Source organism: Streptomyces sp. NPDC046915 (genome assembly GCF_040644935.1).
GTDB lineage: Bacteria > Actinomycetota > Actinomycetes > Streptomycetales > Streptomycetaceae > Streptomyces.
The window spans coordinates 401,536-413,917 of record NZ_JBEYXB010000009.1 but is presented as its reverse complement, the minus strand read 5'-3'; the positions used below and the strand labels follow the sequence as shown (position 1 = coordinate 413,917).

Annotated in this window: 9 protein-coding genes; 3 read left to right on the top strand and 6 right to left on the bottom strand. The window is 71.6% G+C overall.

Annotated features, from left to right (window positions below; all coding sequences use genetic code 11):
- Positions 1-172: 172 nt before the first annotated feature.
- Positions 173-1,003 carry an aldo/keto reductase gene (locus ABZ915_RS25235; protein WP_361807274.1) on the bottom strand — a complete coding sequence of 277 codons (831 nt, stop codon included), beginning with the start codon at positions 1,001-1,003 and terminating at the stop codon, positions 173-175.
- A gap of 105 nt (positions 1,004-1,108) precedes the next feature.
- Here ABZ915_RS25235 and ABZ915_RS25230 point away from each other — a divergent pair, with 105 nt between their 5' ends.
- On the top strand, positions 1,109-2,089 hold the full coding sequence (locus ABZ915_RS25230) for a TauD/TfdA family dioxygenase (RefSeq protein WP_361807271.1): 981 nt from the start codon (positions 1,109-1,111) through the stop codon (positions 2,087-2,089).
- A 1-nt stretch (position 2,090) separates the two neighbouring features.
- On the opposite strand, the gene ABZ915_RS25225 is transcribed toward ABZ915_RS25230, so the two are convergent.
- Together ABZ915_RS25225 and ABZ915_RS25220 are read right to left on the bottom strand one after the other, a co-directional pair.
- Positions 2,091-3,131, bottom strand: a complete 1,041-nt coding sequence (locus tag ABZ915_RS25225; protein WP_361807268.1) for an LLM class flavin-dependent oxidoreductase — start codon at positions 3,129-3,131, stop codon at positions 2,091-2,093.
- A 101-nt stretch (positions 3,132-3,232) separates the two neighbouring features.
- Complete coding sequence (locus ABZ915_RS25220; protein WP_361807266.1) at positions 3,233-4,735, bottom strand: metallophosphoesterase; 1,503 nt, start codon at positions 4,733-4,735, stop codon at positions 3,233-3,235.
- A gap of 303 nt (positions 4,736-5,038) precedes the next feature.
- Between ABZ915_RS25220 and ABZ915_RS25215 the strand changes: the two genes are divergently transcribed.
- The gene (locus ABZ915_RS25215; RefSeq protein WP_361807434.1) at positions 5,039-7,414 is read left to right on the top strand and encodes a M4 family metallopeptidase; all 2,376 of its coding nucleotides are present in this window, start codon (positions 5,039-5,041) and stop codon (positions 7,412-7,414) included.
- A 59-nt stretch (positions 7,415-7,473) separates the two neighbouring features.
- Here the strand turns inward: ABZ915_RS25215 and ABZ915_RS25210 are convergent, their stop codons facing one another.
- The 3 genes from ABZ915_RS25210 to ABZ915_RS25200 all read right to left on the bottom strand — a co-directional run bounded on the left by ABZ915_RS25210 (position 7,474) and on the right by ABZ915_RS25200 (position 10,435).
- The gene (locus tag ABZ915_RS25210) at positions 7,474-8,673 is read right to left on the bottom strand and encodes a glycoside hydrolase family 64 protein (protein WP_361807263.1); all 1,200 of its coding nucleotides are present in this window, start codon (positions 8,671-8,673) and stop codon (positions 7,474-7,476) included.
- 214 nt (positions 8,674-8,887) lie between these two features.
- A complete protein-coding gene (locus tag ABZ915_RS25205) occupies positions 8,888-9,643 on the bottom strand; it encodes a dienelactone hydrolase family protein (RefSeq protein ID WP_361807260.1) in 756 nt (251 codons plus the stop codon).
- Between the two features lie 171 nt (positions 9,644-9,814).
- On the bottom strand, positions 9,815-10,435 hold the full coding sequence (locus ABZ915_RS25200; protein ID WP_361807257.1) for an L-threonylcarbamoyladenylate synthase: 621 nt from the start codon (positions 10,433-10,435) through the stop codon (positions 9,815-9,817).
- 334 nt (positions 10,436-10,769) lie between these two features.
- Between ABZ915_RS25200 and ABZ915_RS25195 the strand changes: the two genes are divergently transcribed.
- Positions 10,770-12,323, top strand: coding sequence for a helix-turn-helix domain-containing protein (locus tag ABZ915_RS25195; protein WP_361807254.1), 1,554 nt, complete (start codon positions 10,770-10,772; stop codon positions 12,321-12,323).
- The last annotated feature ends 59 nt before the right edge of the window (positions 12,324-12,382 follow it).

The following is a 12,382-nucleotide window of genomic DNA, read 5'->3' as shown; positions in this document are numbered from 1 at the left end:
ACTCCCTTCCACGAGCCCGTACGACATCCCGAGGGCCCGGGTACCCCGGCGCGGGCGCGCTCAACGACGTCGATGCCGGCAACGCCCCCGGCGGGTTCCTGCGCGTCCGCCGGGCGCTGGTGCCGCCGGCCCGCGGCTGCTGGACCTGGTGGGGGAGCGGTAGGGGGCCGGCTCAGAACTCCTCGTGCTGTTCGGGATCGCCGCCCAGACGCCGGCGGACCTGGTCGGCGATGGCCGTCATCTGGGCGGGACCCAGTTCGAAGCCGAAGACGTCGAGGTTCTCCCGCTGCCGGGCGGGATCGCCCGACTTCGGGATCGGCACGGCACCGAGCTGGACGTGCCAGCGCAGGACCACCTGGGCGGGCGTCACGCCGAGCGCCTCGGCGACCGTGATGACGGTCGGGTCCTGAAGGATGCGACTGCCCCGGCCCAGCGGGCTCCAGCTCTCGGTGACGATGCCCTTGTCCGTGTGGAAGGCGCGCAGCTCCTCCTGCGGGAAGAGCGGGTGCAGCTCGATCTGGTTGACGGCGGGCAGGACCCCGGTCTCCTTCTCGATCCGCCCGATGTGCTCCGCCGTGAAGTTGGAGACGCCGATCGACCGGACGAGACCGTCCTCCCGCAGCTTGATCATCGCCTTCCAGGAGTCGGCGTACTTGCCGACGCGGGGCAGCGGCCAGTGGATCAGGTAGAGGTCCACGTAGTCCAGGCCCAGGCGGCGCCGGGACTCCTCGAAGGAGGCGAGGGTCTCCTCGTACCCGTGGTGGCGGCCGGGCAGCTTCGTCGTCACGACGATCTCCTCCCGTGGGACACCGCTGCTCGCGATGCCCCGGCCGACACCCGTCTCGTTGCGGTAGTTCGTCGCGGTGTCGACAAGTCGGTAATCTGCCCGGAGGGCGTCGCGTACGGCCTGCTCGGCCTGCGTGTCGTTCATCGGCCAGGTGCCCAGGCCGATCCCGGGGAGTGCCGTGCCGTCGTTGAGGGTGTGTGCCGGAATACTGGTCACGGTGGGGCCTTCCGTCGACTGTGCCGTCCCTCCAGCGTCACGGACGGGGAGGTGGTGATCAACCGGGGGCCCGGGACGACTTCAGGGACGACCATCGGAGCGCGCATGACGACGGACAGGGGCACGGCGGACCGGGCGGAGACGCCTCGGGCCGCGGATGTCGAGGTCAGGCCGGTCGCGGGGCACATCGGCGCCGAGGTCACCGGCGTGGACCTGGCCGGTGACCTCGACGGCGATGTGGTCGCCCTGATCAGGCAGGCCGTGCTGCGCTGGAAGGTGGTGTTCTTCCGCGGGCAGCGGCTGGACCACGCCGGCCATGTCGCCTTCGCCCGCCGGTTCGGGGAGCCGGTCCTCCTCGGGCGGCGCGGGAGCGCCTCGCCGCCCGGTTTCCCCGAGGTGGAGACCACCGCCGACCGGCTGGAGCTGGGCGGACGCTTCGGCATGGAGCACGACGAGTGGCTCCAGCGGCGCCGGCACACCCTGCTGCGCGGCTGGCACTGCGACCACGGCGCCCGGATCGACCCGCCCGCCGCGACGATCCTGCGCGCCGAGACCGTCCCGCCGTACGGCGGCGACACCACCTGGTCGAACCTGGCCGCCGCGTACGCCGGACTGTCCGCGCCCGTACGGGCCTTCGTCGACGGGCTGCGGGCCGAGCACCGGCTCGGCGTCGGCTACCAGCCGCGCCCCGGTGACGACGCGTACCTCCGGCACCTCCTCGACCACCAGGTCGCCTCCGTGCACCCGCTGGTGCGCGTCCATCCCGAGACGGGGGAGCGGGTGCTGTTCGTGAACGGCTACTACGTCGAGCAGATCACGGACGTCTCCCGGCCGGAGAGCGCCGCCCTGCTGGAGATGCTCCTGGAACAGGCGGTGCGGCCGGAGTACACCGTCCGGTTCCGCTGGGAGCCCGGCAGCGTCGCCTTCTGGGACAACCGGGCCACCATCCACCTCGCCCCCGGTGACAACGCCCACCTGGGCTTTCCGCGGATCATGCACCGGGTGATGCTCACGGGCGACGTACCGGTCGGCGTGGACGGCAAGCCGTCCGAGCCGGTCACCGGTACCGAGGCCGGCCGCTGGTGAGTCAGCCGGCGGGTCGGTCGGCGGGCCGCCGGCCCAGCGCCGGGCCCAGCCGCTGAGCCATGTCGGTGAGGATCTGCACGTAGTCCTCGTGCTCGAAGGTGAACGGCAGCGCGAACGCCACCTCGTCCACCTCCCGGAACGCGGCGTGCGCGTGCAGCCGTTCGGCGAGCTCGGCCGAGGTGCCGACCAGGTCCGGCGCGAACAGCAGCCGCGCCGGGCCCTGCGGGGCGGCGGTCCGGGGCAGGCGCTTCGCGGCGTACTCCTCGTACTTGGCGCGCTGCCCCGGTGTCGCGGAGTCGGTGGGGATCACGACCAGGCCCTGGGAGACGCGGGCCGCCTCGCCGTCGGGGTGGTGGGCGCGGAACTCGCGGATGTGGGACAGCTGGATCTCCGCGAAGTCCGCGGGGCCGTCCGGGTCCTCCGCCTTGACGACGCTGCTGGTCAGGAGGTTCATCCCGTGCTCGCCCGCCCAGCGCGCCGACCCGAGGCTCCCGCCGCCGTACCACATACGGCGGCCCAGCCCGGGGGAGTGCGGCTGCACCGCATCCGAGTACACCTCGAACCCCTCGACCCCGCTGAAGTCGGTGGCCGGCTTGCCCCGCACGAGGTCCAGCAGCCGCCGCACCCGCTCGTAGGAGAAGTCCTCGGCGTCGGCCGTGTCCGGGTACAGGGCCTCCTTCACCTGGTCGTAGTGCATGGGCGGACCTACGCTGATCCCCGGGTTGAGGCGCCCGCCGGAGAGGATGTCGACCGTCGCCAGGTCCTCCGCGAGGCGCAGCGGGTTCTCCCAGCCCAGCGGGGTGACCGCCGTGCCGAGCTCGATGCGGCGGGTGCGTTGCGAGGCCGCGGCCAGGACGGCGACGGGCGAGGAGATGCCGTACTGGAGGTGGCGGTGGCGTACCCAGGCGCTGTCGAAGCCCAGCCGCTCGCCCAGCTCGATGATCTCCAGCGTGGACTCGTGGCCCCGGCGCGGATCGGCCGCGTCGAACAGGCCGATCGTGAGGAAGCCCAGCTTGCGCAGCGGGCGTGCGGCGGACGGCATGGGCTTCCTCCGGCGGTCTTACGTCAGCTCTGAAGTTTCTGAAGTTCTGAAGTTCTGAAGTTCTGAGCCGATTGTCGCAGGGGAGTGTTGCGCGCGTGTGATCAGATCAGTGGGATGACGACCTCGTCCTCGAGCGGTGGCGCGACCTCCTGCGCGCGATTTCCGGTCGCGGCGAAGCAGCGCAGCCGGACCGCCTCCGGGGTGACGTCCAGACGCAGGAACGACTTGAAGAACGGCGGGCTGTAGGTGGCCGAGCCCGGCGAGAACAGCTGCGTGTAGATCTTCCGCACCGGCAGCCGGAACCGGGACCGCCGCTCGGGCCGGCGTCCGGCGCCCAGCAGGCTCGCGACCAGCCGGACGCGGCGGGTGAGGCGCACCGGCGCGCCCGGGGCGCGGGTCGGCTCGATGCCCAGCCGCTCGGCGACGACGGCGGTCGCCTCGGCCTCGGTGAGGGTGAAGAAGCGGCGCAGCCGCAGGCGGTGTCCGTACAGCCTGCTGTAGAAGGACAGGGAGTCGCCGCGCAGCGGATAGCAGCGGAAGTCCCGCTCGGTGACGCCCCCGACGGAGACCCGGGGGATGGTGTGCGTGGCGTGCATGAAGGCTCCGCCGCCGCCCGAGACCACGTACTGGACGGTGCGGCCGTCCACGTCGACCGGGTACCGCTGGTAGTTGTGGATGTCGCCGCCGATCGCCGCCACGTAGTGGTGGGCGGGGTCGCGGACGATGTCGTCGACGGTGCCGCCGCCCTCGATGGCACAGGGGTGGCGCTCGCCGTCCACGTACAGGGGCGAGCCGGTGACGAGGATCTTGGGGCGCGGCCCCTGCGACACCTCGCGCAGCCACGCGCCCTGTTCGGCGTCGATGGTGCCCAGCAGCCCGGTGTCGATGCCGATGATCCGCACCGGTCCCGCGTCGATCGCCCAGTACGGCCCCGGCTGGACCGCCCGCTGCTCCGGTGCCGACCGCAACGTCCGTGCGGCGGCGAGACGTTGCTCGTCCGCCGGGCGCGGCCTGTGCCACAGCAGGGAGCGCCACCAGGCGCGGCCGAGGGGGCGGGGCGCCGGCTCGGGGGCGAGGGGCGGGGTGTCGTCGCAGAAGACGCGCATGAACGCGCCGAGGTCCTCGTACCAGTCGTGGTTGCCGGGTATCGCGTAGATCGGCGCCCGGTAGTCCTGGTAGGGGCGGAAGAACTTGGTGCCGTAGTCGTCGGTGCTGCCGACCGGGTAGATCACATCGCTGGCGATGACGGCGAAGTCCGTGCCCTGACTGATCTTCAGGAAGCCTGGTACGACGGCGTACTGGGAGGCGTCGCCCTCCCCGGTGTCACCGATGACCATGAAGGAGAACCGGTCCCCGTCCTCGCGCCGGATCACCTTGTCCGCCGGGGCCCCCGCGGCGGCCCGCTGTGCCACCCAGCGGCCGCGGGTACGGCCCGTGGGGTCGCCGAACCAGGACGCCAGTACGCCGTTGCGCGCGGCCCACAGCATTCTCGGGTCGAGCCACGACAGCTTCTCGACATGGTCCGGCATCAGCCGCCGGTAGTCGCCGGCTTCGGCGGCGCCCCAGCCGGCGCCTTCCGCGGTATCGCGTGAGGAGTCAGACACGCCGTGAACCGTAACAACGGCCCGTCGCGGGGCGGTTGGCGGGGCATGGCCCGCGGTGTGCTGACTCCCGGGTAGGGAAAACCCTTGATTACCCCGGGCGGTGATGACATGTGCCAGTCAAGAGTGTCATTCTCCCTCAGCACACAGATCCTCCCCCCTCTCGCTCCACGTATCACGGTTCACGGTCCCGCACAGCTCAGCTCTTCCCGGGCAGCACACCCGTCTGTCCGGTCTGTCACCGGCCGCGACCCGGCGGCCGCAGCAGGAGGAGTACGAGTGAGACGCCTTCCCCACAACCGGGCCATGGCCGCAGCCGCCCTGGTCTCCACCGCGGCCTTCCTGGCCGTCGGCCTCCAGGCGGTCCCGGCCGCCGCCAAGCCCGCCGCCCCCCACCCCAGCCCCCTGCGCCACGGCGGGCTCGAGGCCAAGCTGAGCCCGGCCCAGCACTCCGCGCTGTTCAAGTCCGCCAAGCAGAAGACCGCCGCGACCGCCCGCGCCCTCGGCCTCGGCGCCAAGGAGAAGCTGGTCGTCAAGGACGTCGTCAAGGACAACGACGGCACCGTGCACACCCGTTACGAGCGCACCTACGACGGCCTCCCCGTCCTCGGCGGCGACCTCGTCGTGCACACCCCGCCGGCCTCCCTGGCCGCCGGCACGGTGAGCACCACCTTCAACAACAAGCACACGGTCAAGGTCGCCTCCACCGCCGCGACCTTCACCAGGTCGGCCGCCCAGGCGAAGGCGCTGAAGACCGCCAAGGCACTCCACGCCGAGAAGCCCACCGCCGGCAGTGCCCGCAAGGTGATCTGGGCCGGCACCGGCACCCCGAAGCTCGCCTGGGAGACCGTGGTCGGCGGCTTCCAGGACGACGGCACGCCCAGCAAGCTGCACGTCATCACCGACGCCACCACCGGCAAGGAACTCCACCGCTACCAGGCGGTCGAGACGGGTACCGGCAACACCCAGTACAGCGGCAGCGTCACGCTGAACACCACGCTGTCCGGTTCGACGTACCAGCTGTACGACACCACGCGCGGCGGCCACAAGACGTACAGCCTCAACAACGGCACGTCGGGCACCGGCACCCTGATGACCGACTCCGACGACGTCTGGGGCACCGGATCCGGCTCCAACACCCAGACCGCCGGCGCGGACGCCGCCTACGGCGCCCAGGAGACCTGGGACTTCTACAAGAACACCTTCGGCCGCAGCGGCATCAAGAACGACGGCGTCGCGGCCTACTCCCGCGTCCACTACAGCAGCGGCTACGTCAACGCCTTCTGGGACGACGACTGCTTCTGCATGACCTACGGCGACGGCTCCGGCAACACCCACGCCCTGACCTCGCTGGACGTGGCCGGCCACGAGATGAGCCACGGTGTCACCTCCAACACCGCGGGTCTCGACTACACCGGTGAGTCGGGTGGTCTGAACGAGGCGACCTCCGACATCTTCGGCACGGCGGGCGTCGAGTTCTACGCGAACAACTCCTCCGACGTCGGTGACTACCTCATCGGCGAGAAGATCGACATCAACGGCGACGGCTCGCCCCTGCGGTACATGGACAAGCCGAGCAAGGACGGCGGATCCGCCGACAGCTGGTACTCCGGCGTCGGCAACCTCGACGTGCACTACTCCTCGGGCCCGGCGAACCACATGTTCTACCTGCTGTCCGAGGGCAGCGGCACCAAGACCATCAACGGCGTCACGTACACCAGCACCACCTCCGACGGCGTCGCCGTCACCGGCATCGGCCGGGCCGCGGCCCTCCAGATCTGGTACAAGGCGCTGACGACGTACATGACGTCGAGCACCGACTACGCGGGCGCCCGCACCGCCGCCCTCAACGCCGCCGCCGCGCTGTACGGCACCAACTCCACCCAGTACGCCGGGGTGGGCAACGCCTTCGCCGGCATCAACGTCGGCAGCCACATCACCCCGCCCAGCACCGGCGTCACGGTGACCAACCCGGGCAGCCAGTCCTCCACGGTCGGCACCGCGGTGAGCCTGCAGATATCGGCGAGCAGCACCAACAGCGGCTCCCTGACGTACGCCGCGACCGGACTGCCCACCGGCCTGTCGATCAACAGCTCGACCGGCGCGATCACCGGCACGCCCACCACGGCGGGCACCTACAGCACCACCGTCACGGTGACCGACTCCACCGGCGCGACCGGCACGGCCTCCTTCACCTGGACGGTCAGCTCCAGCGGCGGCGGTGGCACCTGCACCTCGGCCCAGCTCCTCGGCAACCAGGGCTTCGAGTCGGGCAACACCACGTGGACCGCGTCCAGCGGCGTCATCACCAATGAGAGCGGCCAGACGGCCCACGGCGGTTCCTACTACGCCTGGCTGGACGGCTACGGCTCGACCCACACCGACACGCTGTCCCAGTCGGTGACGATCCCGAGCGGCTGCAAGGCGTCGCTCACCTTCTACCTGCACATCGACACCGCGGAGACCACCAGCAGCACGGCCTACGACAAGCTGACGGTCACCGCCGGTTCGACCACCCTGGCCACGTACTCCAACCTCAACAAGGCCTCCGGGTACAGCCAGAAGACCTTCGACCTGTCCTCCCTCGCGGGCTCGACGGTCACCCTGAAGTTCACCGGTGCCGAGGACTCCTCGCTCCAGACCAGCTTCGTCGTGGACGACACCGCCCTGACGACCAGCTGACCCGTACCGACCCCTGTGTCCCGCACGCGGAAGCCGTCCGCGTGCGGGACACACGCGTCTCAGCTCAGCGGATCCAGCGTCAGGTAGGCCTGCTGCGGACTGCCGTCGTGGACCAGTGACTCCTGGTTGCCGACGTCGTCGAAGGCGAAGGCGTACGCCTTGCCGTCGGCCATCTGCGCGTGGATCTTGCGCGCGTAGTGGTTGGTCACCGTGTCCTGGTAGAAGTTCGCCGACGAGGTGTCCGGCTGGTTGGGGTTGACCAGCAGCGTCGAGCGGTTGAAACCGGCGCACAGCGTGCGCGAGATGGGTCCGCGGACATTGTCGTTGGGCGCGTCCAGCAGCTTGTGACAGCCGAAGATGCTGGCGGCGTCCGGCTTCTGGAAGCTGGTGACGACCGCGCCGGAGGAGTTGGTGAAGTTCATGACGTTCCCGGAGACACGCCCGTAGTACTTGGTGTTCGGCTGGTCGGTGAACGGGGTGACCGTCAGTGTGGACGTCGCGTACTTCTGCCAGACCCGGTTCACGTAGTCGTCCATGACGTTCGCCGGGAGGGCCCCGGTCTCCACGCCGTACAGCGGCGACAGGGCCCGCAGCACGGTCCCGTCGGACCGTGTCTGGATCAGGTTGGCCCAGCCGCCCGGCTGGCCGCGCAGCGCGTTGAAGAAGCCGGTGTAGCCGCCCGCCTTGAGGTGCCCGGTGCTGGTCACGCTGCCGTCGGCGCGCTGGACGCCGACCGCGTACGGCGCGGAGAACATGTCGACCTGGGTGCTGTTGAGCCACAGCCCGGAGTCGTTGAGGGTGTACTCCGACCAGTTGAAGAGGATGTTCCGGTTGGGGTCGGTCGGGTTCTGCACGGCCGGCTGCACCAGACCGCCGGTGGTCAGCCTGAAGTCCAGCTTCTGGCCGTAGGAGAAGTAGATCCGGCCGGAGAACTTCGGGATCCGAATGGTCTTCGACTGGCCGGCGGCCGGCCCGGCGATCGACGCGTCCGGCGCGGGCGTCGGCGGATTGCCGCCCGCGGGCCAGGCGTGGAACGCACCGTTGGCGTCGGCCCAGCCCTGCTGGCCCGTCGAGAGCAGCGTTCCGAGGTCGTACACGTACACCGGCTCGCCGCGGCCGGAGTTGTTGGTCAGCTTCAGGGGGATCGTGGCGGGCACCGCGGCCCCCGCCGGTTGGGGCGTTCCCAGGGTGAGCACCGCGCCGACCAGGGCGGCCGCGCCGGCCAGGGGCAGCGCGTTGCGCAGGAATCTGCCGAGCACTCTCCACCTCCGTGTGGGGTTCGGGGTGGTTCGGACATTGGTCCGGACCAGTTTTGAGAGCGCTCTCAATGTCGGGCCAGGATGCGTGCATGTCAATAAGTTGAACGACATGCGACCGGCGCGGCCCCCGGTCGGCGGGCCCCGCGCCGATGGATCGGAGGGTGACGGTTCAGAAGATGACGGATCGGAAGGTGACGGGTCGGAAGGTGACGGATCAGAAGGTGCGGTCCAGCAGGTCGAGCAGCGCCGCCCAGTGCCGCTCGTCGGCCTCCCGGTCGTACGCCGTCGTGTCGGCCTGCGTGTAGCCGTGCTGGGCGCCCGCGTACACCTCGCAGCGGTGCCGGACACCCGCCTCGGTGAGTGCCTGCTCGAACCGCTCGATCTGCTCCTCGGGCAGCGACGAGTCCTGGTCGGCGTGGCCGAAGTACACCTCGGCGGTGATGCGTGCCGCGGCCAGGTGAGGACTGTTCGGGCCGTCGGTGGCGAGCCGTCCGCCGTGGAACCCGGCCGCGGCCGCGACCCGGTCCGGGTGGGCCCCCGCGGTGAACAGCACCAGCCGGGCGCCCATGCAGTACCCGGTCAGCGCGACCGGACCGTCGGCGGCCAGGGGGCTGGCGGCCAGCCAGTCCAGATAGGCGCCCGCGTCCCGCGCGGCGAGTTCGGGCGTCAGCGACCGGATGAGCGGGGTGAGCTGCTCCCACATCTGCGGGCGTGCCTCGGGGTCGATGAACTCCGGCAGTTCCACCACCGGGGCACGCCCGTGGCGGTAGAACACATTGGGCACCAGCACCGTGTAGCCGGCCCCGGCGAGCCGGTCGGCCATGGCCCTCAGGTGCGGGCGCAGTCCGAAGGCGTCCTGGTAGAGCAGGACGGCCGGGTGGGGGCGGCCGTCGCCGGGATGGGAGAGGTAGGCGTCGGCGGTGCCGTCCTCGGTCGGGATGTCGACGGCGGTGCCCTGTACGGCGGTCATGGCGAGAGTGCCTCTCTGCGGAGAATGATCACCGGGGCTGCCTGCCTCCCCGGCGCGGCCTGCAAGGCCATGCTGCCACGCAAGATCCCCGCAACCGCGCGCGACCCCGCCCGGGGCCCGCGGGGCGGTTCGCGGAGGGGCGGAGACGGCACCTCGGCGTGGTTTGCACGGTTACTCGAAGCGTGCGGTGTCGCCCGCTCCCCGTCGGACGATCTCCGCCTCCCCGCCCGAGAAGTCGACGACCGTGGTCGGCTCGGTGCCGCAGTCGCCGGAGTCGACCACCGCGTCCACCACGTGGTCGAGGCGGTCCTTGATCTCCCAGCCCTGGGTCATCGGCTCCTCCTCGTCGGGCAGGAGCAGGGTGCTGGACAGCAGCGGCTCGCCGAGTTCGGCCAGCAGGGCCTGGGTGACCACGTGGTCGGGGATGCGCACGCCGACGGTCTTCTTCTTCGGGTGCAGCAGCTTGCGCGGCACCTCCCTGGTCGCCGGGAGGATGAAGGTGTAGCTGCCGGGGGTCGACGCCTTCACCGCCCGGAACACGTCGTTGTCCACCCGCACGAACTGGCCGAGCTGCGCGAAGTCCCGGCACATCAGAGTGAAGTGGTGGCGGTCGTCCAGGCGGCGGATGGACCGGATCCGGTCGATGCCGTCACGGCTGCCCAGCTGGCAGCCCAGCGCGTAGCAGGAGTCGGTGGGGTATGCGATCAGCGCCCCCGAGCGGATCGCGTCGGCGATCTGGGCGATGCTGCGCGGTTGCGGGTTCTCGGGGTGCACGTCGAAGTACTTCGCCATTCGACGAGCTTATGCCGACCGCGCGCCGTCGCCGCGCACGCGCCCCGCGAACACCGCGGACCGCCTGCCCGCGCCGCACCGGACCCGGCTCCCGAACCATGAGGTGTAGGGGGCGGGTTCCGGGGCACCCGAACAGCGAAGCGCCCGGTGGACTTTCCCCCGGTCCCGGGCAACGCGTCTCCGCCGGCGGCTCTCCCCCCGTGACCGCCGGCGGAGCCGTACCCTCCGGCACCGCAGGAGCGGAACGGAGCCCCGTCGGCCGCGGCCCGCGCGTGAGGTACCTTTCCCCTCCGTATGCCGAGGTGGACGCGAGATGCGAGGGGAGAGGTCCGAGGTGGCAGGCCGAGCGGACGAGGGACCGCGGACACCGGTGCCGTACCGCGGCACATGGGCCGAAGAGCTCCTCGACCAGCTGCGCCCCGGGGCCCGCGATCCGCGCCGGCTCGTCGCCTGGCTCGCCCGCACCGTGGACGCGACCGTCTGTCTGCGGGGCGGCGACGGCTCCCTGCTCGCCGGCGAGCCGATCACGCTCGACGATCCGCTCGTCGCGGACGTCGTCACCGGCCGGATCTCCGCCGCCGCGCTCCAGGACGCGGGCCGGCACGTCCGCCTGGTCGCGATCCGCCACCCCGGGCAGCCCCAGCCGCAGAACGCGTCGACGGGAGTCCTGGCCGTGGTCCGCAGGGCCCCCTTCGACCGGGATGCCGCCGAGATCGTCACCCACACCGCCGGAGTCGTCGAGCTGCTGCTCAGGGAGCGGGCGTTGACGGCCGCCGGGCACCGGCTGCGGCGGGCCACCGCCGACCTGCGGCTGGCCATCCTGCAACTGCTGATGGTGGAGGACACCGTCGCCGCCCGCCGGGTCGCGGCCGGACTCTGGCCGGGCCTGCTCGACACCGATACCGCCCGCGTGTACGTCTTCGAGAGCCTCCCCGAGGATCGGGACCGGCTCGCCGACGAGTGCCTGGACCTGACCGACGGTCAGGCCCTCGTCGTCCGCTGCCCGGCGATGGACGGGCACGTCATCGTCGTCAGCCCCACGCCCACGGCCCAGGACGGGCTGCGCACCCTCGTCCGCGAACGCCCCGCCACCTACCTCGGCGGCAGCCTCCGGCAGAGCCTCGCGCAGACCGCCGGCGCCTACGGACAGGCGATCAGCGCCCTCGCCGTGGCCCGCTTCAGCCCCGACCACACGGCGGTCTACGCCGAACGCACCCACCCCGAGCGGCTGATGGACCCGGCGGTGCTGCACGCCTGGTCCGCCGACGTGCTGCGCCCTCTCGACACGCTGCCCCACCACACCCGGGCCGAACTGCTCGCCACCACCCGGCTGGGCCTGCAGTTCACGGCCGTGAACGCGGCCAAGGTGCTCGGCGTCAGCCGCAACACCGTGCGGGCCCGCATGGACCGCGTCGAGGCGCTGCTGGGCACCGACTTCGCCGACCTCACCGTCCGCGCCGTCGCCCACCTCGCGCTGAACACGCAGGCCGCCCACGCGCTCGCGCCCGCCGACGGCGCGGCCCCCGGGGCGCCCGCCGTGCGGCTCGACGGCCGGCTCGCCGGCCTGCTCGCCGGGCCCGCGCTGGGCACCTGGGCGCACGACCTCCTCGGCCGCCTGGACCAGGACGGCCGGGACCTGCGCGGTACGCTGCGCGCCTGGATCGCCGCCGGCGGCAACGCCGAACGCGCGGCCCAGGACCTCGGTGTGCACGCGCAGACCGTGCGCGAGCACGTCCGCGGCGCCGAACCCGTCCTCGAGCACCGGCTCCTCACCGCCGGCACCGACCTCTACGAGGTCGTCCTCGCCCATCTGGCCGCCGGAGACCTGGCCGCCCCCGTGCTGGGCCGGGCGAATCAGGGCCCTTCGGACGCACCTGTGCACGGGTGAGCCCTCCACGTGCCCCATCGGGCACCGGCGCGATACCCAACGGCCCAGCTCACACGTAC

Bases quoted from the DNA above. Each gene is read 5' to 3' on its own strand.
- ABZ915_RS25230 (WP_361807271.1), top strand. From the start codon at position 1,109: ATGACGACGGACAGGGGCACGGCGGACCGGGCGGAGACGCCTCGGGCC.
- ABZ915_RS25225 (WP_361807268.1), bottom strand. From the start codon at position 3,131: ATGCCGTCCGCCGCACGCCCGCTGCGCAAGCTGGGCTTCCTCACGATC.
- ABZ915_RS25215 (WP_361807434.1), top strand. From the start codon at position 5,039: ATGGCCGCAGCCGCCCTGGTCTCCACCGCGGCCTTCCTGGCCGTCGGC.
- ABZ915_RS25205 (WP_361807260.1), bottom strand. From the start codon at position 9,643: ATGACCGCCGTACAGGGCACCGCCGTCGACATCCCGACCGAGGACGGC.
- ABZ915_RS25200 (WP_361807257.1), bottom strand. From the start codon at position 10,435: ATGGCGAAGTACTTCGACGTGCACCCCGAGAACCCGCAACCGCGCAGC.